The sequence below is a fragment of the Streptomyces sp. HNM0575 genome (assembly GCF_012726265.1).
In the GTDB taxonomy this organism is placed as follows: Bacteria; Actinomycetota; Actinomycetes; order Streptomycetales; family Streptomycetaceae; genus Streptomyces.
Genome location: NZ_JAASAG010000009.1, coordinates 282,619 through 304,174, shown reverse-complemented (window position 1 = coordinate 304,174; position 21,556 = coordinate 282,619). Strand labels below are relative to the sequence as shown.

19 protein-coding genes are annotated in these 21,556 nt (G+C 72.1%); 14 read left to right on the top strand and 5 right to left on the bottom strand.

Going from position 1 to position 21,556, the window contains the following annotated elements:
* Positions 1-3: 3 nt before the first annotated feature.
* Positions 4-645, top strand: coding sequence for a TetR/AcrR family transcriptional regulator (locus tag HCC61_RS22245; RefSeq protein ID WP_169137994.1), 642 nt, complete (start codon positions 4-6; stop codon positions 643-645).
* A 100-nt stretch (positions 646-745) separates the two neighbouring features.
* Positions 746-1,537 (top strand): dimethylargininase, encoded by a 792-nt coding sequence (gene ddaH, locus HCC61_RS22240; RefSeq protein WP_169137992.1) that lies wholly within the window; start codon positions 746-748, stop codon positions 1,535-1,537.
* On the opposite strand, the gene HCC61_RS22235 is transcribed toward ddaH, so the two are convergent.
* On the bottom strand, positions 1,432-2,370 hold the full coding sequence (locus HCC61_RS22235) for an IclR family transcriptional regulator (protein ID WP_169137990.1): 939 nt from the start codon (positions 2,368-2,370) through the stop codon (positions 1,432-1,434). The two genes, ddaH and HCC61_RS22235, sit on opposite strands and share 106 nt — an antisense overlap.
* 225 nt (positions 2,371-2,595) lie before the next feature.
* Here HCC61_RS22235 and HCC61_RS22230 point away from each other — a divergent pair, with 225 nt between their 5' ends.
* From HCC61_RS22230 to HCC61_RS22205, 6 genes are all read left to right on the top strand, one after another.
* On the top strand, positions 2,596-3,576 hold the full coding sequence (locus tag HCC61_RS22230) for a LysR family transcriptional regulator (RefSeq protein WP_169137988.1): 981 nt from the start codon (positions 2,596-2,598) through the stop codon (positions 3,574-3,576).
* A 185-nt stretch (positions 3,577-3,761) separates the two neighbouring features.
* On the top strand, positions 3,762-5,054 hold the full coding sequence (locus tag HCC61_RS22225; RefSeq protein WP_169137986.1) for an FAD-dependent oxidoreductase: 1,293 nt from the start codon (positions 3,762-3,764) through the stop codon (positions 5,052-5,054).
* 59 nt (positions 5,055-5,113) lie between these two features.
* Positions 5,114-6,880, top strand: coding sequence for a dihydroxy-acid dehydratase (locus HCC61_RS22220; RefSeq protein ID WP_240969169.1), 1,767 nt, complete (start codon positions 5,114-5,116; stop codon positions 6,878-6,880).
* Positions 6,880-8,166, top strand: coding sequence for an aconitase X catalytic domain-containing protein (locus tag HCC61_RS22215; RefSeq protein ID WP_169137984.1), 1,287 nt, complete (start codon positions 6,880-6,882; stop codon positions 8,164-8,166). Before HCC61_RS22220 ends, HCC61_RS22215 begins: the two co-directional genes overlap by 1 nt.
* Positions 8,163-8,681 carry a DUF126 domain-containing protein gene (locus HCC61_RS22210; protein ID WP_169137982.1) on the top strand — a complete coding sequence of 173 codons (519 nt, stop codon included), beginning with the start codon at positions 8,163-8,165 and terminating at the stop codon, positions 8,679-8,681. The genes HCC61_RS22215 and HCC61_RS22210 overlap by 4 nt, the downstream gene beginning before the upstream one ends.
* A 13-nt stretch (positions 8,682-8,694) precedes the next feature.
* On the top strand, positions 8,695-10,296 hold the full coding sequence (locus tag HCC61_RS22205; RefSeq protein ID WP_169137980.1) for an MFS transporter: 1,602 nt from the start codon (positions 8,695-8,697) through the stop codon (positions 10,294-10,296).
* A gap of 256 nt (positions 10,297-10,552) precedes the next feature.
* Here the strand turns inward: HCC61_RS22205 and HCC61_RS22200 are convergent, their stop codons facing one another.
* Together HCC61_RS22200 and HCC61_RS22195 are read right to left on the bottom strand one after the other, a co-directional pair.
* Positions 10,553-10,939, bottom strand: a complete 387-nt coding sequence (locus HCC61_RS22200; RefSeq protein ID WP_240969168.1) for a MazG-like family protein — start codon at positions 10,937-10,939, stop codon at positions 10,553-10,555.
* Between the two features lie 214 nt (positions 10,940-11,153).
* Positions 11,154-11,357, bottom strand: a complete 204-nt coding sequence (locus tag HCC61_RS22195) for a hypothetical protein (protein ID WP_169137978.1) — start codon at positions 11,355-11,357, stop codon at positions 11,154-11,156.
* Between the two features lie 388 nt (positions 11,358-11,745).
* On the opposite strand from HCC61_RS22195, the gene HCC61_RS22190 reads away from it, so the two are divergent.
* Both HCC61_RS22190 and HCC61_RS22185 read left to right on the top strand, forming a co-directional pair.
* Positions 11,746-12,564 (top strand): lysoplasmalogenase, encoded by an 819-nt coding sequence (locus tag HCC61_RS22190; protein ID WP_169137976.1) that lies wholly within the window; start codon positions 11,746-11,748, stop codon positions 12,562-12,564.
* Between the two features lie 252 nt (positions 12,565-12,816).
* Positions 12,817-13,698, top strand: coding sequence for a Scr1 family TA system antitoxin-like transcriptional regulator (locus HCC61_RS22185; RefSeq protein ID WP_169137974.1), 882 nt, complete (start codon positions 12,817-12,819; stop codon positions 13,696-13,698).
* 35 nt (positions 13,699-13,733) lie between these two features.
* Here HCC61_RS22185 and HCC61_RS22180 read toward each other — a convergent pair whose 3' ends face one another.
* Positions 13,734-14,126, bottom strand: coding sequence for a hypothetical protein (locus HCC61_RS22180; protein ID WP_206322833.1), 393 nt, complete (start codon positions 14,124-14,126; stop codon positions 13,734-13,736).
* Between HCC61_RS22180 and HCC61_RS22175 the strand changes: the two genes are divergently transcribed.
* The 4 genes from HCC61_RS22175 to HCC61_RS22160 all read left to right on the top strand — a co-directional run bounded on the left by HCC61_RS22175 (position 14,125) and on the right by HCC61_RS22160 (position 20,765).
* Entirely contained in the window at positions 14,125-16,434 is a 2,310-nt protein-coding gene (locus HCC61_RS22175; RefSeq protein WP_169137970.1) for an FdhF/YdeP family oxidoreductase, read from the top strand. The two genes, HCC61_RS22180 and HCC61_RS22175, sit on opposite strands and share 2 nt — an antisense overlap.
* A gap of 52 nt (positions 16,435-16,486) precedes the next feature.
* Entirely contained in the window at positions 16,487-17,770 is a 1,284-nt protein-coding gene (locus HCC61_RS22170; protein ID WP_169137968.1) for an MFS transporter, read from the top strand.
* A 484-nt stretch (positions 17,771-18,254) separates the two neighbouring features.
* On the top strand, positions 18,255-19,472 hold the full coding sequence (locus HCC61_RS22165; RefSeq protein ID WP_169137966.1) for a PucR family transcriptional regulator: 1,218 nt from the start codon (positions 18,255-18,257) through the stop codon (positions 19,470-19,472).
* A gap of 216 nt (positions 19,473-19,688) precedes the next feature.
* Positions 19,689-20,765 carry a Dyp-type peroxidase gene (locus tag HCC61_RS22160; RefSeq protein WP_169137964.1) on the top strand — a complete coding sequence of 359 codons (1,077 nt, stop codon included), beginning with the start codon at positions 19,689-19,691 and terminating at the stop codon, positions 20,763-20,765.
* On the opposite strand, the gene HCC61_RS22155 is transcribed toward HCC61_RS22160, so the two are convergent.
* Complete coding sequence (locus tag HCC61_RS22155; RefSeq protein ID WP_169137962.1) at positions 20,749-21,555, bottom strand: family 1 encapsulin nanocompartment shell protein; 807 nt, start codon at positions 21,553-21,555, stop codon at positions 20,749-20,751. The genes HCC61_RS22160 and HCC61_RS22155 overlap by 17 nt on opposite strands.
* Between the last annotated feature and the right edge of the window lies 1 nt (position 21,556).

The window sequence follows — 21,556 nt, the reverse complement described above, 5'->3', positions numbered from 1 at the left end:
GCCATGGGCGAGAGGCAGGGCGGGCGCACCCGCGAGCGGACCCGCCGCCGGCTCAGCACCGAGGAGCGCCGCGAGGAGCTTCTGGCCGTAGGGGCGAGGCTGTTCGCGAGCAGCGCGCACGAGGACGTCTCGATCGAGCAGGTCGCCGAGATCGCCGGTGTCTCGCGCGGGCTGCTGTATCACTACTTCCCGACCAAGAACGACTTCTTCGCCGCCGTCGTCGAGCGCGAGAGCCGGCGGATGCTGCGGCTGACGGCCGCCGTGCCCGGCGTGCCCGTGCGGGAGCAGCTGACGAGCGGCCTCGACTGCTTCCTGGAGTACGTCGAGAGCCACGCGCAGGGCTTCCGCGCCTTCCACCGCGCGGAGGCCGCGGGCGACCCGGCAGTGCGCCGCGTGTACCAGGAGGGCCTGGCCGCGCAGGAGCGGCAGATCCTCGACGCCCTCGCCGCGGACCCGGAGGCCGCCAGCATCGCGGGGGACGTGCCCACGCTGCGCATCGCCGTGCGCGGCTGGCTGTCGTTCATGGTGACGGTCTGCCTGGAGTGGCTGGCGGAGGAGCCCCGTATGCCCCGCGACCACGTACGCGACCTGTGCGCACGCGCACTGCTGGGCGCGATCACCCCGCCGCGGGACGGGCACTGCTGACAGGCCCGCGAGCACCACGGACAGAGCACGAAGGCTCGCGTAGGACCACGAGCATTCGTGAGCCCACGAGCACTTCCCGAGATCCCGAGGAGAGCATCACGTGCCGTCCCAGCCGAAGGCCCTCGTACGACCGCCCGTGCCGCGCCTCGCGGAGGGCCTGGTCACCCACGTCGAGCGGGTGCCCGTGGACCGGGAGCTCGCGGTGCGCCAATGGGAGGGCTATGTGCGGGCGTTGCGGGACCACGGCTGGCAGACGGTGGAGTTGCCGCCCGAAGAGGCGTGCCCGGACAGCGTGTTCGTGGAGGACGCCGTGGTCGTGCTGGGCGGTACGGCGCTGGTCTGCCGTCCGGGAGCACCCTCCCGCCGGGCGGAGACGCGGGCGGCGGAGGAGGCGGTGCGCGCCCTCGGCTACGCCGTGCGCCGCGTGGAGGCACCCGGGACGCTCGACGGCGGCGACGTGCTCAAGAGCGGCGGGACCGTGTACGTGGGGCTCGGCGGCCGTACGGACGAGGGTGGCGTCCGTCAACTGCGGGCCGCCTTCGAGCCGTTGGGAGCCCGCGTCGTCCCCGTGCCCGTCACGCGGGTGCTGCACCTGAAGTCCGCCGTGACGGCGCTGCCCGACGGCACGGTCCTCGGCCACCCGGACCTCGCCCCCGATCCCTCGTGCTTCCCCCGGTTCCGGCCCGTGCCTGAGGAGGCGGGAGCCCATGTCGTACTGCTCGGCGGGGACCGCCTGCTCATGGCTTCGAGTGCGCCGCGCAGCGCGGAGCTTCTCGCGTCGCTCGGCTACGAGCCGGTCCCGGTCGACATCGGCGAGTTCGAGAAGCTGGAGGGCTGCGTGACCTGCCTGTCCGTGCGGCTGCGGGACCTGCCCGAGCCGCCCGCGGGGTGACCGCCCGTGCGCGGCGGGCCCGCGTCCGGTGCGCCCAGGGCACGTGAGATCGCTGCCGCCGCGACCTGCACGAGCGGGATCAGGGTGTGCGCGGGCACGGTCTCCACGTGGGCGACGACCGAGACGGCCGCGACGACCTCGCCCGGTCCGTGACCGGGGCCGTGTCCGGGGCCGGTCACGGGTCCGTGTCCCGGCCCGTGCACCGGAGCGGCCACGGAGACGCTGTCCATCGTGACCTGCCGCTCGCACACGGCGACCCCGGTCTGCCGCACCTCGGCCAGCGCCTGCCGCAGCCGTACGGGATCGCACTCGGTCCGCTCCGTATAGCGCACGGCCCGCTGCGCGAGGGCGCGCTCCTGCACGTCGGCGGGCGCGTGCGCGAGCAGTACGCGGCCGACGCCGGTCGGCGTGAGCGCGAAACGGCCGCCGACGCGCGTGAGCACGGGCACCGAGTCGCGTCCCGCCAGCCGCTCCACATACACCACGGACAGCTGCTCGCGCACCGCCAGCTGCACGTTCTCACCGGTCACGCGCGCCAGGTCGGACAGGTGGGGCAGGGCGACCTCGCGCAGGCCCAGGCCGCGCGGTGCGAGCGCGGCGATCTCCCACAGGCGCAGGCCTATGCGGTAGCCGCCCTCCGGGTCGCGCTCCAGGGCGCCCCATCCGGCCAGCTCGCTGACCAGCCGGTGTGCCGTGGTCAGCGGGAGTCCCGTGCGGCGGGAGATCTCCGTGAGCGTGAGCACGGGGGCCGCGGGCGAGAAGACCTCCAGCACGCGCAGCGCCCTGCCGGTCACCGAGCCGGTGCCCGCCCCCGTCCGGTTCCCCTCGTGCATGTGGCTCTCCTTCGGACGAATCGGACGGGCCGCCTCGGCGAAAGCTAGACAGGCGTGAGTCATCCGTCAACGCAAGCGACGGAACGACCTGGGAGGACCATGAGGCCCGGGCCCCGGGGACCACGAGGCCCCGGGCCGCCCCGCAAGGAATCAGTCCTTGATCAGCCCTTCCGTTTCTGTGGCCGGGGCCTTGCCGCCCGGCGGGCCACCGCGCACGCTGCCCGCATGGCCACCCTTCCGGCGCGCACGCCCGCCCACCTCGCCAATCTCGACCTGAACCTGCTGGTCACGCTGCGCGAGCTGTTCCGGGAGCGCAACGTGACCAGGGCGGCACGGCAGCTGGGCGTCTCGCAGCCCGCCGTCAGCGCCTCGCTGTCCAGGCTGCGCCGGCACTTCGGCGACGAGTTGCTGGTGCGCACAGGGGGCGCATATGTGCTGACTCCTCTCGCCACGCAGCTGACGGAGCAGGTCGAGACGGTCTGCGGTGCCGCCGAGCGGCTCTTCGCCACCGGCAGCGGTTTCGAACCGGCCGCCTCCCGGCGCGAGTTCACGCTGCTGATGTCCGACTATCCGGCGACCGTGCTCGGCGACCGGCTCTCCCGGCTGCTGGCACGCGAGGCGCCGCGGGCGTCGCTGCACATGCGGCTCGTACGGGAGACGATCGGCGGCGACATCGTGGAGACCATCAGGCTCGTCGACGGGATGGTCTCACCGCGCCTGGGCCACTTCCGTACGCCCGTCAGCTCGCGGCCCCTGTTCACCGACCGCTGGATGTGCCTGCTCTCCGAGGGGCATCCGCTGTGCGGGGCGGACTCGTTCGGGCTGGAGGACCTCACGCCGCTGCCGTGGGTGGTGCCGTACCACCGGGACGCCGGATATCCCTCCGCCTCGCCCGCCACCCGGCAGCTGACCGCGCTCGGCATACGGCCGCGGATCGCCGTGCGCGTGGAGAGCTACCGTGCCGTGCCGGACTTCGTCGCCGGTACGGAGCGGGTCGCGCTGTACCCGGCGCGGCTCGCGGCACGGCTGCCGGCGGAACGCGGCGTACGGGCCCTGGAGTGGCCGGTCCCGATCGACGGCATCGACGAACTGCTGTGGTGGGACACCGTCTACGACAAGGACCCGGCGAACGTCTGGCTCCGCGGCCTGGTGGCGCGCGCCGCTGCCGAGGCCGCCCCGAGCCCGTCCCTGCGGCCCGCGCCATAAACGGGGTTGATGGCAGCCAGCCGAAAGGCCTATTGAACCGGACGTTCCCTTTCCGGACGCGGGCTTCCTAATCTGCCCCGCGAAACAGTGCTCCGTCGTGCTCCGTCCCGTACGGCCGATTTCCGCGGTCTGCCGTGCTCTGCCGCGTCCACCGTGCGCCGCCGCACCTCGCCGAAGGAGGCCGCATGCCCCACGCGCTGACCGAACTCACCCTGCACACCGTCACCAGGGCGGCGCGCCCGGAGCCGCACGCCCTGGATGCGGACGTGTGCGTGGTCGGCGCGGGAGTCTCCGGGGTCTCGGCCGCGATCGAATCGGCCCGGCTCGGACGCGACGTCGTGCTGGTCGACAGCCTGCCCGTGCTCGGCGGCCAGATGGTCAACTCCCTCATCGGGCTCTTCTGCGGAGTCTTCGGCAACGCACCCGGCTACCGGCAGCTCACCCACGGCATGTTCGACGACATCTTCGACGGCCTCGGAGCCGACGGGGACCTGCACTTCAACCGCGGACACACCATCACCGTCAGTTATGACGAGGTGGCGCTCGGCCGGTGGGTCGAGCGGAGGATCAGCGAACTGGGCATCCGCGTCGTGCTGGGCGCCTCGATCACCGGCGCGGAGCGCGACGGCCGCCGCATCGACGCCGTCACCTTCGCCACCCGCTTCGGCGACGTACGGGTCACGGCACCCGGCTTCGTCGACTCGACCGGCGACGCGGCCCTCACCTGGGAGGCGGGCCTGCCGTGCCGGGTGCCCGAGCGCACCATCTACGGCTCGCAGCAGATCGTCCTCGAACACCTCGACGAGACACACCAGCCGGGACGGGAGGAACTCGCGGAACACGTCGCCCGCAGCGCCGACCGGTACGGGCTGCTGCGCCGCGACGGCCTCGCCTTCTTCTTCCCCGGCCGCAACACGGCGGTGATGAACATGACCCACATCGAGGCGCCGCTCGACCCCGTACGCGCGGCTCAGGCACAGCTCGAAGGGCGCGAACAGGCCGACCGCGTCGTGGAGTTCCTGCGCGCCGAATACCCGAAGGCCTTCGGGCGGGCACGGGTGCGCTCGTACGGGCTGCCGGGCCGCCGCCAGACCCGGTGGATCAAGTCGGTGCACGCGCTAAGCCTCGACGAGGTGCGCGCGGGCACCCGCTTCCCCGACTCCGTCGCGCGCACCGCCTGGCCGATCGAGCTGCACGACCGTGCCGAGGGCTACGTGTGGGAGATGTTCGACGCCGACCACCTGCACTACGTGCCGCTGCGCTCGATGCTCTCCCCGGACGCCGACAACCTCGTCGCCGCGGGCCGCTGCGCCGACGGCGACGCCGCCGCGCTCTCCAGCGTCCGCGTGATGGGCCCGTGCGCCGCGATGGGAGCGGGGGCGGCGCACGCACTGGACCTCGCGGGAGGTGACGGCAGCGTGCACGAGACCGACGTGACGGCACTGGCCCGCCGGCTCGCCGCGAACCTCGACGACTGACCGGCGAGACGACGGCCGCGGAGACGACCGGCCGGCGGCACGAATGACCGGCGAGACGAATGACCGGTGAGACGACCAACGAGAGCAGGCACCCGGGAGAGAAGGGGCAGGCCATGACGCGGCTGCGCAGCAACTACCGGCCCGGCACATCCCCCTGGGCGGTCCGCCGGGCACAGTGGCGCGCCCTCGGGCTCTCCGACGAGGACATGGCCAAGCCGAAGATCGCCATCGTCAACTCCTCGTCGTCGCTGGCCACTTGCTACAGCCATCTGGACGCGGTCGCCGCGGCGGCGAAGGAGGCCGTGGCGGAGGCGGGCGGCCTCGGCTTCGAGATCCGCACCGTCGCGCCCAGCGACTTCATCCACTCCGCGGGCGGGCGCGGCGGCTACATCCTCTCCGCCCGCGACCTGATCAGCCACGACATCGAGGCGGCCGTGGAGGGCGCACAGCTGGACGGAATGGTGTGCCTCGCCTCGTGCGACAAGACCGCGCCGGGCCAGCTGATGGCCGCCGCCCGCATCGACCTGCCCACCGTGATGGTCGGCTGCGGCTACCAGGCGTCCGGCACGTACCGCGGCCGGCACTGCGACATCGAGGACGTCTTCCTCGCCGCGGGCCACCACGCCCAAGGGCGGCTGTCCCTGGAGGAGTTGACCGGGATGAGCGAGAACGCCGTCGCCGGTCCCGGGGTGTGCGCGGGCATGGGCACCGCCAACTCCATGCACATGGCCTGCGAGGCGCTCGGTGTGGCGATGCCCGGGACGACGCCCGTACTCGCCGGAAGCGGGAAGATGTGGGACGGCGTGCGCGCGGCCGCACGCCGCGCCGTCGCCCTCGTCCACGAGGACCTGCGCCCCCGCCGGCTGCTCACGCGGCAGGCCTTCGAGAACGCCGTGACGCTGATGCTCTCCGTCAGCGCCTCCGTCAACTCCGTGAAGCACCTCCAGGCGGTCGCCGAGGAGGCGGAGTCCGGAGTAGACGTATACGGGCTGTACGAGCAACTCGCCGACCGGGTGCCGCTGCTCGCGGCCGTACGTCCCAACGGACCTGATTCCATCGAGGAGTTCGAGGCGGCGGGCGGCGCCGCGGCCGTGCTGCGCGGCCTCGGGGACCTGCTGCACACCGGTGCCGTCACGGTGACCGGCCGCACCCTCGGCGAGGACCTGGCCGACGCCCCGCCGCCCGACGGGCGCGTCATACGTCCCGCGGACCGGCCGCACGGGCGGCGGCCCACCATCGTCCTCGTCCGCGGGAGCCTCGCCCCCGCCACCGGCATCGTCAAGCTCGCCGTCGACGAGCGGCGCGAGACGTCGTTCACCGGACCCGCCAGGGTCTACGAGGACCCGCAGACCGCGCTCGACGCCCTGCGCGACGGCGCCGTGCAGCCTGGAGACGTGCTGGTGCTGCGCGGGCTCGGCCCCAAGGGCACACCCGGCATGGGCATGGCCTCCCGGCCCGTCTTCGCGCTGGACGGCGCGGGGCTGACCGGACGGGTCGCCGTCGTCACCGACGGACAGCTCTCCGGCCTCGTCAACAAGGGCGTCGTCGTCGGCGAGGTGTCGCCGGAGGCCGCGGACGGCGGCCCCCTCGCGCTCGTACGCGACGGCGACACCATCACCGTCGACCTCACCGCACGCCGCGCCGACCTCCATGTGCTCGACGGCGAACTCGCCGAGCGCAGGCGCCTGTTGGAGGCCGGAGCGGAGCGGGACGCCCGGTCCGCGGAACCGGAGCCGCGCGGCTGGCTCTCGGTCTACCGGCGCACCGTGCGCCCCCTTCAGGAGGGCGCCGTCCTCTCACCACGCGCGCAAGGAGACCGCCGCTGATGCTGCTCACCGACTCCGACAAGGCCATGCTGGACGGCGCCGAAGGCCCCGCCACGGCGGCGGCCATGGACCTGCTCGTCCGCTACGGGCAGGCGCTCGACGCCGAGAAGCTGTGCGACGTGCGCAACGTCGCCGGGACGATGACGCAGCCCTCGCCCGTGAAGGCGCAACTCGTGCGCGAGGGCGGCTGGGACAAGGCGTACGCGGTGATCAACCTCGACAGCGACGAGGACCTGGAGATCCCAGCCATGCGGGTGCCGACGTGCCAGCTCCAGCAGTCCTTCGGACCGGACTCCGAGGGCGTCGCCCCGTACCCCAAGGAGATGATCGAGCTCCAGAGCGACGCCGAGTCCTTCTACGGCCGCAAAGGCGTCAACATCCTTGCCACGTGCACGCCTTACCAGGTCGGGAACATCCCCGTACGCGGCGAGCACGTCGCGTGGATGGAGTCCTCCGCGGTGGTGTACGCCAACTCGGTGCTCGGCGCCCGTACCAACTGCGAGGGCACGGCGTCCACCGGAGCCGCGTCGCTGACCGGGCGCATCCCCTGCTGGGGCAACCACCACGAGGCCAACCGCCGCGGCACTCACCTCATCGAGGCGCACACGCCCGTGGAGGGGCCGCTGGAGTGGGGCATGCTCGGCTACTTCGCCGGCGGGCTCGTCCAGGACGAACGGCCCGTCGTCACCGGTGAGTTGAGGCAGCCGGACCTGCTGGACCTCAAGCACTTCGGGGCGGCCGCCGCCTCGTCCGGGGGAGTGGAGATCTACCACCTGCCCGGCATCACGCCCGAAGCCCCCACCCCACAGGCCGCGTTCGGCACGACGGCCGCCGCACTGCCGGAGTCCGTGCCGTACGGGGAACGCGAACGCCGGGCCGTCTACGAGGACCTCAACTCCCAAGGGCAGTGCGCCGACGTCGACTTCGTGCTCCTCGGTTGCCCGCACGCCTCCCTCGACCAGGTCCGCGAGACCGCCCGCCTGCTCGAAGGCCGCACGCTGCACTCCGCCACCCGGCTGTGGCTGATGGTGCCCAGAGCGCTGCGCACCACCGCCGACCGCAACGGCTGGACCGCGACGATCGAAGCGGCAGGCGGCAGCGTGCTCACCGACTCCTGCCCCGCCATGTCCCGTTCCGCACCCCCCGGCACCAGGGTCTTCGCCACCGACTCGGCCAAGCAGGCCCACTACCTGCCCGCGATCCTCGGGATCGAGGCCTGGTTCGGCACGCTCCAGGACTGTGTCTCCGCAGCGGTCACCGGCCGCTGGAAGGGAGAGCTGCGATGAGCCTCCACCGCGCGCGGGAGAGCGCCGCGTCCCCCGCACCGCCCCCGGTGTCCGCAGCCCAGGGCGAACAGCCTGGCGGCGTACTGGAGTTGTGGGGCAGGACCGTCGTGCCCGGTACGGCGGAGGGCGAGGCGCTCGTCTCCTACGAGACCATCTCCGGCTGGGGCGGCATCGACCCCGCCGAAGGCGTGATCATCGAACGCCGGCACCCGCTTCACGGGCAGTCCTTCGCGGGGCGGGTGCTGGTCTTCCCCGGTGCCAAGGGCTCCTCGGGCTGGGCCGGGTTCTTCCAGTCCACGCGGCTGCTCGGCACCGCGCCGCTCGCGATGATCTACGTGACGACGACGACCAAGGCCGCACTCGGCGCGGTCGTCACCCGCGTCCCCACCGTCACCGGGCTCGACCAGGACCCGCTCACCGTGATCCGTACCGGCGACCGCGTGCGCGTCGACGCGGACCGCGGCCTGGTCTCCGTACACCCCAAGCACCCCGCGCACCTCGCGCGACCTCAATGACGAGGAGCTTCCCATGCCCACCGCACCGTCGTCCCCGGACGGGCACGCCTCACCGCCCGTCGTCGAACTCGCACCGCTCATCGAGCGGCAGCAGGGCCGCAGGGCCTGGTACCGGGTCTTCGCCGTCTGCTGTCTGATCACCTTCCTCGACGGCTTCGACTTCCAGATCCTCTCCTTCACCGCCACATATCTGAAAGGGGACTTCGGCCTCAGCGACACCCAGCTGGGGACGCTCGGCACGGTCGGCCTCTTCGGCACGCTCGTCGGCGGTCTGTGCATGGGATATCTGGGCGACCGCATCGGCCGTAAGCCCTCGATCGTCGTGTGCGTGGCCGGATTCGGCGTCTTCATGCTGGCCTTCGCGCTCGCCGGGACGTACGCGCATCTCTTCGCGCTGCGCTTCGTCTCCGGCTTCTTCCTCGGCGGGGTGCTGCCGCTGTCCTGGGCGCTGACGGCGGAGTACGCGCCGAAGCGGGTCCGCGTCACCGCGATCTCCGTGATCATGGTGGGCTACACGCTGGGCGGGGCGGCCGGCGGGCCCGTCTCCAACCTGCTGGTGCCCGGCCACGGCTGGAGCTCCGTGTTCGTCGCGGGCGGCCTCTGCTCGCTGCTGGCCCTCGTGCCCGTGCTGCTCTTCCTGCCCGAATCGGTCAAGTTCCTCGCCCAGCGCGCCCGTCCGGACGCCGACCGGCGCATAGCTGCGACCCTCGCTCGGCTCTGGCCCGCCCAACGGCTCGCCGACGGGGCGCACTTCGTGCCCGGCGACCCCCAACCGCCCGCGCCCGAGAAGAAGTTCACCCCGGCCACGCTCTTCCGCGGCTCGCTCGCACGCATCACACCGCTGCTGTGGATCGTGTACGTGTGCTCGTCCGCGCTCATCTACTTCATGGTCTTCTGGACCCCGATGATCAACGAGCGGATGGGCTTCAGCGTCAGCGCCGCCGCCCTCATCGCCGCGGCGGCAAGCGTCGCGGGTGCCGTCGCGCAGCTCGCGATCAGCCGCTTCGTGGACCGCAGGGGAGTGGGCAGCATCCTGTGGATGCCGCTCGCGGCCACGGCCGCGATGCTGATGCTGGGCCTGGGGTCGCCGGGGCCCGCGCTGTACATCTGCGTCATCATCTCCGCGAAGATGTTCGTCAACGGCGGCCACGGCGGCATCACCAGCATCGCCGGCACGTTCTATCCGACGGCGATACGGGCCAACGGCGCCGCGTGGGCGTCGTCCGTCGCCAAGGTCGGGGCCATGGTGGGGCCTTGGCTGGGCGGCGTCCTGCTGGACGCGGGCATCGGCACGTCCGGCGCGTTCACCAGCTTCGCGCTCTGCCCCGCGATCATGATCGTCGTGCTGTTCGCGATGGGCCGCGTGCAGAGGGGGCTCTCGCCGGACACGGAGGGCGCGCTGGCGACGGCCTCCGTGCCCGCTGCGCTCGCCGCGCCGGATGGAGCCGGTGCCGGGGCCGGTACCGGTGCCGGTGCCGTGGCCGGAGACGGGACGGAAGCGGTGGCGGCGCGTACGGGAGCGGACGCCGTGCCGGCCGCGTCCGTACCGGCGGGCGGTGACGGTGACGCTGAAGTGGCCGCCCCCGGGCGCCAGAAGCCGGAGCCGCAGGCCTGAGCCGAAGCGGGCCCCGGTGGCGCCCTGGCGACTCGTGGAGGGTGGCTAATCGGTCCGGGCCCGGACCCGAGGAGCGGCGCCCCGAGGCCGTTCGGTCGCCGGTCCGGCCCCGGGCCCGAACTGGGGCCGGGGGAGCGGTAGTTCTGGCGCGCCCAGCCGAAGGTTCGGGCAGCCGGGCCCCAGTGGCCCTGGCGGCTCGTCGACGGTGACCCGTGGGACGGCGGGATCCGTGGCCGGGCCGCGCGGTCCGTTCCGGTCAGCCGCGGGCGGGGCCCGGCGGGCCCGGGACCCGGGGCGTGACCTGGGTGCCCGGCGGGTGCGGAGCCGCGCCCGGCGACATCGAGCGCCGTCCCACCTCGCGGATCCTCGAATCGAGCGTGGCGGCCGGGTCGTCCGAGAAGCGGTGCAGCGCGACCGCAGCGGTCAGGATGACGTCGCACAGCTCGGAGGCCACGTCCTCGGTGGTGTGCGTGTGGCCCTTGCGCGGGTTCTGGCCCGTCGCGCCGATGTACGCCTGCATCACCTCGCCCGACTCCTCGGCGAGCTTCATCAGCCGCATCGCGGTCTCGTGCTCGCCGTCGCCGTTGGCGGAGTCCAGCCACTCCACAAGCCGCTGGATCGTCGCCCACTGATCGGGCGTCATCGGTAGCCCCCTTCGTTCACGGACTCGCCCCGGCAGCGTACGGGGGAGGAGCCGGACGCCCGCGCCGAGCCCGGTACGTACGGGCGCCGGCTCCCGGCCGGATGTGTCCGCAAACGGCCCGCAAACCGCCGGGCCAGTCCGCGAGTTGGCATCGCCCGCCTCCGGGACGGACACAGGCGGGACTCCGCGGGACCGACCTCCCCGGACAGCACGCCTAGTTCCAGATGTCGGGGCCGCCGCCGCGCCACTCGATGAGGTTCGGGTCGTCGAGCTGGATCTCGTCCTCGCTCAGGCCCGCGGTCCGCAGGAACTCGCCCACGTCCTCGGGGCGGAAGGCGATCCCCAACTGCTCGGCGTGCGCGGTGACCCGGCGGCCGCCCCCGGCCGTCGGCGGGTGCACGACGATGGGCGGCGTCATGCGGTCGCCTCCCTTCGCGCGGCGGTGCGGGCCGGACCGGCCGGCCGGCGGCACCGGTCCGGCGGGCCGGACCGTGCGGACCCGGCGGCCCGGTCCGTCACCGCCGTGGGCCCGCGGAACAGCGGGGCCGTCGGCGCGGGCGCGGCCACGAGCGCGGGCAAGGGCGCGGGATCAGCTTTCATCTGCGGCTCCGATCCATGGAGGGGGCACGGCCGGTCCGGCCCATCACCGACGACCGTAGGAACGCGCTCTCGCGGCCCGGCCGCGCCACTCGCCCCCTTCGACCGAATGCCCCGCAGGTGCCTACCTTCCGGCACCGCGGCCCGGTGCGCGGTGCACTGCGGCGGCCCTGTTGACCGGCGGTGCGGCGCCGACAAGACTGCCCGCCATGGTGATCACAGGACGTTCGGCAGGGCAGCGGATCCGCAGGGCGGCGGCAGAGGCCGTGGCGCGCACCACCCGGCCCGACGGCTCCGGCCGCGGCTCGCTCGTCGCGTTCGGCGCTCTCGCCGCGGCCGATCTGGCAGCGGTCGCGGGCGACCGTACGCGCGGGGTGCGCCGCGCGGCCAAGCCGCTGCTGATGCCCGCCCTCGCCTCGTACGTCCTGCGCCGCCGTGCCGGCGAGCGGACACCCGCGCCCGCCCCGCTCGTCGCCGGTCTGGCGTGCGCCGCCGCGGGCGACACCGCGCTCCTCTTCGACGAGCACGAACCGGCCTTCCTCCTCGGCATGGCCGCCTTCCTCGGCACCCAGGCGGGGTACACGGCGGGCTATGTCCGGCTCGGCGCGCTGCGCGGCCTGCGGCGCAGGCCCTGGCCGGCGGTCGGCTGCCTCGCGGGCTGGGCCGCCGTGAACGCGGCGCTCGCACCGTCGCTGGAGAAGCGGCTGCGGCTGCCCGTCGCGGGGTACAGCCTCGCCCTGACCGCGATGGGCGCCGCCGCTCTCGGGGTCGGCGGCAGGGTCGCCGCGGGTGCCGCCGCGTTCGTCGGTTCGGATCTGCTGATCGGGCTTCAGGCGGCGGGCCGCAGGGTCCCTTCGCAGGAGCTGCTGATCATGGCCGGGTACATCCTCGGGCAGTACCTGATCACCACCGGCTGGCTCGACCGCCTCGACGAGCCCGTCCCCGGCGCCGGGCGCGAGGCGGACACCCGTGCCGGCGCCGGCGGCGCACCCTCCGAGCGCTCCGCGCCGCGACTCCGGGCCGTATGAGCCGTATCCGCATGGGCTGTATGGGCTGTATGGGCCCGCCGCGGCCCCGCTGCGGGGCCGCCCAAGCCGCAACTGCCCCAATCCGCCCTGAAAGGCGGGTACTTGATGCGTACCCGGACTTCAACGGCGCCATGAACTCCTGATATTTTCAACTCGACGGCATCGGGCTGAAGTTCACAACGAAGTTCACGACAGCGCCGTTCAACTGAGGTGCTCCTGTACGCCCTTGTCACCCCCCGGTCAGGAGGTAGCGTGAGCGGCTCGCTGCCGAGCGGTCAGAGCGCGCCCACGGTGCTGCGCATCATCCTGGGCAAGCGGCTGCGTGAGCTGCGCGAGGAGCGGGGGCTCGGCCTCGCCGACGCCGCCCGCGTGCTGGACGTCAACCAGCTGACGGTGCGCCGTCTCGAGAGCGGCCACGTGGGCTTCAAACTGCCCTACGTCAGGCTGCTGCTGGAGCTGTACCAGGTACCGGCCGCCGAGGCCGCGGAGTTCACCGGCATGATCGAGCAGGCCAACAGGCCCGGCTGGTGGCATCCGTTCCGGGAGGCGCTGCCCGACTGGTTCCGCGCGTACATCAGCCTGGAGACCTCCGCCCTCGTGCTGCGCGTCTACGAACCGCACTACGTCACCGGCCTGTTGCAGACCCGCGACTACGCACGCGCCGTCATACGCGCCGGGTTCCCCGAGGCCACCAGGGACGCCCTCGAGCAGCGCGTCGAACTGCGGCTGCGCCGGCAGGACATGCTCGGCACACCGGACGCGCCCGTGCTGTGGGTGGTGATGGAGGAGGCCGCGCTGCGCCGCGTCGTCGGAGCGCCGCGGGTGATGCGCGACCAGATCAGCCGGCTGATCGAGGTGCTGGACGACCCGGGCATCACGTTACGCATCGTGCCGCTGGCCGCGGGCGCGCACTCCGGCACCAGCGGCCACTTCACGTATTTCCGGTTCAAGGAACGGGAGTTGCAGGACATCGTCTACACCGAGGTGGGTCTCACCAGCGCCCTCTACTACGACCAGCGCCGCGACGTCGTACCCCACCTGGAGACGCACACCCGCATATCCCGGCTCGCCGCGAAGCACATACCCGACGCGCGCACCTATCTGACCGGACTCCACAAGGAGTTCGGCCGATGACCGCGGTGGATCGGCTGCCTCGCTAGTACCGGCTGTCACCGGCCCGCAGCCGTGACGACGGTGCGCATCACTTCGGGTTCGAGGACTACGGCCATGCCGAACTGATGCAGATCGCCGAACCCATGGTCGCCGAGGAGAATTTCCGTTTCGACGAGCATGCCCGGCTGACCGGCACCTCCGCTCTCCGAATTCCCGTCCCGGCACCGGAAATTCATCGGAACAAGGATTCCGCATTTCCGGGCGCCGTAACAGCGCCCGGCCGTACCGAAACCGCAGAGAAGGGGCTGAACGTGGTCATAGACGCCGTCTATGAGGGCATCGAACGCTTCTGTTTGACCCGCGTCGGCGGCTGCCGAAGAATTGCCCTTCGCGTACACCGACGCGGATGCAGAAAAGGGCAAACGGAAAAGAGGTTGAGGCAGGCCCATGGGCACGATCGAGGATCCGAGCGAAGACCTGGCCGTCGAACCGCCCAAGACCTGGGCGGCAGGCGTGCCCGCGGTGGCCCACGCCCTCAAGTACTCGCTGGAGGAGAACTCCGTCCGGCGCACGGCGCTGACCCTGCTCAACATCAACCAGGCCAAGGGCTTCGACTGCCCGGGGTGCGCCTGGCCGGAGCCCGGCGGCCACCGGCACATGAACGAGTACTGCGAGAACGGCGCGAAGCACGTCAACGACGAGGCCACCACGCGCCGGGTCACCCCGGACTTCTTCCGCGAGCACTCCGTCGCCGAACTCGACGGGAAGTCCGATCTCTGGCTCAACCAGCAGGGGCGGCTGACCTCTCCGATGGTCAAACGCCCAGGGGCGACGCACTACGCACCGATCGAATGGGACGAGGCCCTCGAACTGATGGCGCGGGAGCTGCGTTCCCTGGACTCTCCCGACGAGGCTCTCTTCTACACCTCCGGCAGGCTCAACAACGAGGCCGCGTTTCTGTTGCAGTTGTTCGCCCGCGTCTTCGGCACCAACAATCTCCCGGACTGCTCGAACATGTGCCACGAGTCCAGTGGTTCCGCGCTGGGGGAGACGCTCGGAATCGGCAAGGGCAACGTGTCCCTGGACGACATCCACAACGCCGACCTGGTCTTCGTCGTCGGCCAGAACCCCGGCACCAACCATCCCCGTATGCTCTCCGCGCTGGAGGAGACCAAGCGGAACGGCGGCCACGTCGTCGCGGTGAATCCGCTGCCCGAGGCGGGCCTGATGCGCTTCAAGAACCCGCAGAAGGCACGCGGGGTGATCGGCCGGGGCACACAGATCGCCGACCAGTTCCTGCGCATCCGCTCCGGCGGCGACCTCGCGCTCTTCCAGATCCTCAACCGGCTGCTGCTGGAGGCCGAGGACGAGGCACCGGGCACCGTGCTCGACCACGAGTTCATCCGGACCCGCACCACGGGCTTCGAGGCGTTCGCCGAACAGGCCGTGAAGACCCCCTGGGAAGACGTGCTCGCCGCCACGGGACTGACCCGGGACGAGATCGAGCAGGTGCACCAGCGCGTCCTGAAGAGCGAGAAGGTCATCGTGTGCTGGGCGATGGGCCTCACCCAGCACAAGCACGGGGTGCCCACCATCCGGGAGATCGTCAACTTCCTGCTGATGCGCGGCGGTATCGGCGGCCCCGCCGGCGCGGAGGGAACCGTCGGGGGAGTGTGCCCGGTGCGCGGGCACAGCAACGTGCAGGGCGACCGCACCATGGGCATCTGGGAGCGGATGCCGCAGCCGTTCATGGACGCGCTCGGCAAGGAGTTCGGCTTCACCCCGCCCGCCGAGCACGGCGTCGACTCCGTCGGCGCGATCCGGGCCATGCGCGACGGGAAGGCGAAGGTCTTCGTCGGCGTCGCGGGCAACTTCGTACGCGCCGCCCCGGACAGCGGCGTGACGGAGGAGGCGCTGCGCCGGTGCCGGCTGACCGTGCAGATCTCCACCAAGCTCAACCGCTCGCACACCGCATGCGGCGAGACCGCGCTGATCCTGCCCACGCTGGGCCGCAGCGACCGTGACGTCCAGGCCACCGGCGAGCAGTTCTACACGGTCGAGGACTCCATGAGCGAGGTGCACGCCTCACGCGGACGGCTGGAGCCCGCGTCTCCGCATCTGCTCAGCGAGGTCGCGATCCTGTGCCGACTGGCCCGGCGCACGCTCGGCTCCGAAGTGGCCATCCCCTGGGAGGAGTTCGAGAAGGACTACGGCACCGTACGGGACCGGATCTCCCGCGTCGTACCGGGCTTCGAGGACTTCAACGAGCGCGTCGCCGAGCCCGGCGGATTCCGGCTGCCCAACCCCGTCAACCGGCACGACTTCCCCACCCCGAGCGGCAAGGCCGTCTTCACCTGCAACGCGTTCACGATGCTCAGCGCGCCCCGCGGCCATCTGGTGCTCCAGTCCCTTCGCTCGCACGACCAGTGGAACACGATCCCGTATGCGATGAACGACCGCTACCGCGGCATCCACAACGCCCGCCGCATCGTGATGGTCAACCCGGACGACGTGAGCGAACTCGGCCTGTCCGACGGCCAGCAGGTCGACATCGTCAGCGTGTGGGACGACGGGGTGGAGCGCCGCGCGGACGGCTTCCGGGTGGTGTCCTACCCGACGGCTCCGGGCTCCGCCGCCTCGTACTACCCGGAGACCAACGTCCTGGTGCCCCTCGACAGCGTCGCCGAGATCAGCAACACCCCGACGTCCAAGGGCGTCGTCGTGCGTCTGGAACCGGTGGCCGCCCCGGCGAGCTGAGACGAGCCGAGCGGCCCGGCCACACCGAGCAGAAGGGAAGGGCCGCTCAGGCATGCCCGTTTCGAACGCCACACGCGGTTGGCTTCCGGTGGCGTCCGCGCTGTACGTCGCGGGTTGGGGGGCCAGCCAGTTCGCTCCGCTCGCCGTCGTCTACCGGGTGCGGGAGGGCTGGGCCGCCCTCGCGGTGGCCGCGATGTTCACCCTGTATCTCGTCGGCCTCGTCCCGGGGCTGCTCCTGGGCGGCCGGATCGCCGACCGGTACGGCAGACGGCGCGCCGTGCGCGGTGCGCTGGCGATGTCATCCGCGGCGAGCACGGCGCTGGCGGCAGCGGTGGTCACCGAGGACGCGGTGTATCCGAGCCGTCTGGCCACCGGGCTCGCCGCCGGGATCGTCCTGTCCGCGGGTGCGACCTGGCTGGAGGAGATCTCCGAGGCCCGGGGTCAGGACGCCGGGAACCGCCGTGCCCTGTACGCCACCGGCGCCGGATTCGCCTCGGGGGCGCTGGCCGCCGGAGTCGTGGCCGAATGGCTGCCCCAACCGATGGTGCTGCCCTGCCTGTTGCACGGCGTCCTCGTGCTGCTGGTGTTCTTCGCGACGCGCGGCTCGCCGGACACGACTCCGTCCCGCGAGGACGGTACGGCGCCACCGCGTCCCCCGCGCATGCGCTGGACCATCGTCACTCACCCACGGTTCGTGCTCGTGGTGCTGCCCGCCAGCCCGGCGGCCTTCGCCGCGGCCACCGTGGCGTACGTCGTGCTGCCGCCGCTGGTGATCGACCAAGTACACGGCCACGCACCGATGTTCAGCGGCCTGGTCGTGGGGGTGACGATCGCGACGGGCGTCGCCGTGCAGCCGCTCGCCACATGGCTGGACCAGGCGGGCAGCGCGCGCTCCACGCTGGTCGCCATGGCCACCGTCGTGGTCGGGCTCCTGGCGGGCGCCGTCGCCGTGTATCTGGACTCCCCGCTGCTGGTGCTGCCCGCCGCCGTGGTCCTCGGCGCCGGCTACGGGCTGACCCTCGCGTCCGGGCTGAAGGAGATCGAACGGCTCGCGCACGGGCCCGCGTTGCCCACCGCCTCCTCGGTCTACCAGGGCGCCACCCACAGCGGTTTCCTCGCGCCGCTCCTCCTCGCGATGAGCGCGGGAGCCGCCCCCTATCCGGCACTTCTGGTGGGACTGGCCGCGGTCGGCGTGCTCTTCCTCGGGATCACGGCGTTCTACAGCCGCCGCCATCTGCCCGCCGTGATGGGAGCCGCCCAGGAGCCGCCTTCGGCACCCGAGCCGGGACCGTCCGAGCGGGCCCGGGCAGAGAGAAGCGCGACGCGGGACGAGTGACCGTACGGCGCGGGGCCCCGGCGGGCCGCCCGTTCCGTACGTACGGACGAGACGGCCGCCGAGGCCCCGGGTCTGCGTTCAGCGTGTGAACACCGGTCAGCCGGTGAACAGTTGTAGTGCCGCCTTGACGGCGTTGAACAGGCCGTACGCCAGGACGAGGACGACGAACGTCCACGCCACGGACCGAGCCGGTCCGTGCGTCCGGTCCGGCCCGGCTTCGGTGTCGCGCGTCCCGTCCCATCGGGCCGGTGAATACACCGCGTTCAGCCGAGGCACCCTCCGCCAGGTCGCACGGTCGACTCGTCGTCGCGCGGTGCCGGAACGGGGATCGAGGCGGGGATCGAGGCGGTGCAGCGCACACGCCCTTCAGGCGGCTTGCCGGGCCGCCCTCACGCCTTTCTCAAGGTGATCGCGCCAGCTTACGATTTCGCCGGCGTCCGGCCGCGCCGGTTCGGTACGCAGCGCACAGCCGGAAGGGGAGCCAATGACGCGCAACGGACTGGCCGACCTGGCGGCGTGGGCCAGCGATCGGCTTCCCCGGTTGATCGACGACGCACACGCCACGGTCCTCGACCGCATCGAGATCTACCGCGACGGCGAGCCCGTGTCCTCCGAGGATCTGCGGCGCTCCATCGCGCACAACCTGCGGGCCATGGTCGGCGCCATCGGTCACCCGCAGGACTCTCTCGACCTGTCCGCCCCCCGGGAGACGGGCCACCGCCGCGCGCATCAAGGGGTGCCGCTTCCCGAGGTGCTCCAGGCGTACCGGATCAGCTTCGCCACCCTGTGGGACGCGCTGGTGGAGCACGCCCGCCGCGGTCAACGGCCGTCCATGGCGGACACGTTGCTCACCGCCGCCAGCATGATCTGGCAGCTCACCGACGAGCACGCCCTGGCTCTCACCGAGGCGTACCGTGCCGCCACCGCCGAGCTGCTGCTCGCTCAGCAGCAGCGCCGCTCCGCCCTCGTGGAGGCGCTGCTCACCGGCGGTCCCGGTCCGGAGGTCGGCCCCTGGGAGGCGGCCAACCTGCTCGGGCTGCCCCCTGACGCGCAGGTGGTGGTCGTCGCCGCGGAGACGCGCGGCCTCGCCGAGGAAAGCCTCCCCGGCATCGAACGCAGGCTGGCCGCGCACGGAATCGTCTCCGGGTGGCGGCTGACTCCGGCGCTGCAACTCGGGATCGTCTCCCTGCACAGCGACGTACGCGAGACCGCGCTGGCCGTGCTGCGTGAGGCCGCCGGCGCCCGCACCGGCGTCAGCCCGCCCTACCAGTCGCTGGCCGACAGCCCCCGTGCGCTGCAACTGGCCCGGACGGCGCTCGCCACCCTTCCCGCGGGACGGGCCGAGGTCCGGATGTTCAGCCCCAGCCCGCTCGCCGCGCTCATGGCCTGCGATCCCGGCGAGGGCCGGCGTCTCGCCAAGGAGGTCCTCGGCGCCGTACTCGAACTCTCCCCGGACGACCGTGCCGTGCTGCTGGACACCCTCAACGCCTATCTCGACCATGACGGTTCCAGCGAGCGCGCCGCCGAGGTCCTCTACTGCCACCCCAACACCGTTCGCTACCGGCTGCGCCGCGTACACGAACTCACCGGACGGTCACTGTCCGACCCGCGCGGCATCGCCGAACTGGCCACCGCCGCCGACGCCCTGAGCCTCAGCTCCAACGTCCTGCTGCAAAACGGTCACTCGTCACGCTCCCAGTGAGCCACCGCGTGCGTCTTCCACGACCGTCCCCACCACGAGACGGCAGCCACGGGTGATGCGGCCCGGGGGGATCTCATCGGCGGGTCGCTCCGCGTCGATGTCGAGAGTGCCAAGGCGCACTGACAGCGCGAACAAGAAGACCGGCGCAGACAGGGTCCGGCCGCCCGCGGGCGATAGCCTGGCGATCTCTCGTGAGAAAGACGCTTAAGGGGATCGATGGCGCATCAAGGGCAACCGCAGCACGTGTTGGCACCGCCGGCCAAGGCGGCGATCTTCCTCGTGGTCACGGTCCGTGCGGGTGCCGAGGAGGACGCGCGGGATCTGCTGTCCGATCTCGCGGGGCTGACCCGAGCAGTGGGTTTCCGCAATCCCGAGGGCGAGTTGAGCAGCGTGGTGGGAGTGGGCGCGGAGCTGTGGGACCGGCTCTACGACGCACCGCGCCCCGCGGGCCTGCACCCGTTCCGTACGGTGGCCGGCGCGGTGCACACGGCGGTCTCGACCCCGGGCGACCTGCTCTTCCATCTGCGGGCCGGCCGGATGGACCTGTGCTTCGAACTGGCCCGGCAGATCATGGACCGGCTGGCCGGGTGCGTGGACGTCGCCGACGAGGTGCACGGGTTCCGGTACTTCGACGAGAGGGACCTCCTGGGGTTCGTCGACGGCACCGAGAGCCCGTCCGGTCCGTCCGCGCTCGCCGTCGTGCACATCGGAGACGAGGACCCGGCCTACACCGGTGGCAGCTACGTCGTCGTGCAGAAGTACCTGCACGACCTGGACGCCTGGGGCGCCCTGCCGATCGAGGAACAGGAACAGGCGATAGGCCGCCGGAAGCTCAGCGACATCGAACTGCCCGACGCGGACAAGGCGTCGAATTCCCACGTGGCGTTGAACACGATCGTGGATCCGGACGGCACCGAGCACAAGATCGTGCGGGACAACATGCCCTTCGGTGCCGTCGGCGACCGGGAATTCGGCACCTACTTCATCGGGTACGCCGTCAACCCCGACGTGATCGAGCGAATGCTCCGGAACATGTTCATCGGCGACCCGCCCGGAAACCACGACCGCATTCTCGACTTCTCCACAGCGGTCACCGGCGGACTCTTCTACGTCCCCACCACGGAGTTCCTGGACGACCAGCCTCCGCGCCCCACCGTCTCGGCCGCGACCGCGGCCGCGACCGCGACCGCGACGGCGGCCGCGACCGACGCAACCGCGGAACCGCCGCGTCCGGACGGCTCGTTGGAGATCGGCAGCCTGAGAGGGGCGGGCCGCGTCACTGGTGACCGCTGACGAGCGCCACACCCGCCTCGGCCGTGAACACGAGGAATGTGAACGACTCTTGGAGGTACAGCTCCACTTCCGCGGAGTCATGGCTCAGGTAACCGACCGAGACGTCCTGGCCGATCCCCAGCTCGAAGTCGCCGCCGCGCGTGGTCAGCAGGAACGCACCGTCGATGGCCGGGGCCCAGACGATTTCGCCGCCGACGACCTGGCGCAGGTGGTCGTGGATCGGGTAGCCGTTGTCCGAAGCCTCGCTCACCGTGGTGAAGGCGTCCGCGGACATCGCGAGCGCGTACGGGCCCTCGACGCCCGCGAGCCGCAGTGAGCTGACGGCGCGGCTCACCACTTCCGGATACTCGCGGGCCTGCGCGGGGAGCGCGAGGGGCGCGTTCGAGGACTCGGCACGGATGCCCCTGATGGCTGCCGCTCCATAGCCTTCGAAGACCGCGCGGTCCTCCGAGAGCGCCAGCCGTCGAGCGGCTTCCTTCACCGGACCCCAGTCCGCGTCCTTCGCTCCCTGCTCCACGCTGTCGACCTGTGCGCGGGAGACGCTGAACGGAACGCGAAGCTGCACCAGCGGTTGGGCGCGGCGGAGATCGGCGAACACGCCGTCGGCAGGCGGCTGGATCGTGTCCAGGTGTCCCGTGGAGAGTGCCGCCAGCTTCACCCCCGCCGGCTCGGGCACGTCCACGAGCCGTCGCGCGGCGACATTGCGCTGGAACGTGCGCCGGGCCTCGGCCTCCAAGTCCGCCCAGGCGGCGTCGGATACGGGGGCGAGCTCGCGGTGCAGGTTGTTCATG

Bases quoted from the DNA above. Each gene is read 5' to 3' on its own strand.
- HCC61_RS22200 (WP_240969168.1), bottom strand. From the start codon at position 10,939: ATGACGCCCGATCAGTGGGCGACGATCCAGCGGCTTGTGGAGTGGCTG.
- HCC61_RS22220 (WP_240969169.1), top strand. From the start codon at position 5,114: ATGACCGGTGAGACGACCAACGAGAGCAGGCACCCGGGAGAGAAGGGG.
- HCC61_RS22225 (WP_169137986.1), top strand. From the start codon at position 3,762: ATGCCCCACGCGCTGACCGAACTCACCCTGCACACCGTCACCAGGGCG.
- HCC61_RS22175 (WP_169137970.1), top strand. From the start codon at position 14,125: ATGGGCACGATCGAGGATCCGAGCGAAGACCTGGCCGTCGAACCGCCC.
- HCC61_RS22215 (WP_169137984.1), top strand. From the start codon at position 6,880: ATGCTGCTCACCGACTCCGACAAGGCCATGCTGGACGGCGCCGAAGGC.
- HCC61_RS22195 (WP_169137978.1), bottom strand. From the start codon at position 11,357: ATGACGCCGCCCATCGTCGTGCACCCGCCGACGGCCGGGGGCGGCCGC.
- HCC61_RS22165 (WP_169137966.1), top strand. From the start codon at position 18,255: ATGACGCGCAACGGACTGGCCGACCTGGCGGCGTGGGCCAGCGATCGG.
- HCC61_RS22155 (WP_169137962.1), bottom strand. From the start codon at position 21,555: ATGAACAACCTGCACCGCGAGCTCGCCCCCGTATCCGACGCCGCCTGG.
- HCC61_RS22205 (WP_169137980.1), top strand. From the start codon at position 8,695: ATGCCCACCGCACCGTCGTCCCCGGACGGGCACGCCTCACCGCCCGTC.
- HCC61_RS22210 (WP_169137982.1), top strand. From the start codon at position 8,163: ATGAGCCTCCACCGCGCGCGGGAGAGCGCCGCGTCCCCCGCACCGCCC.
- HCC61_RS22180 (WP_206322833.1), bottom strand. From the start codon at position 14,126: ATGGGCCTGCCTCAACCTCTTTTCCGTTTGCCCTTTTCTGCATCCGCG.
- HCC61_RS22235 (WP_169137990.1), bottom strand. From the start codon at position 2,370: ATGCACGAGGGGAACCGGACGGGGGCGGGCACCGGCTCGGTGACCGGC.
- HCC61_RS22190 (WP_169137976.1), top strand. From the start codon at position 11,746: ATGGTGATCACAGGACGTTCGGCAGGGCAGCGGATCCGCAGGGCGGCG.
- HCC61_RS22230 (WP_169137988.1), top strand. From the start codon at position 2,596: ATGGCCACCCTTCCGGCGCGCACGCCCGCCCACCTCGCCAATCTCGAC.
- HCC61_RS22245 (WP_169137994.1), top strand. From the start codon at position 4: ATGGGCGAGAGGCAGGGCGGGCGCACCCGCGAGCGGACCCGCCGCCGG.
- HCC61_RS22160 (WP_169137964.1), top strand. From the start codon at position 19,689: ATGGCGCATCAAGGGCAACCGCAGCACGTGTTGGCACCGCCGGCCAAG.
- HCC61_RS22170 (WP_169137968.1), top strand. From the start codon at position 16,487: ATGCCCGTTTCGAACGCCACACGCGGTTGGCTTCCGGTGGCGTCCGCG.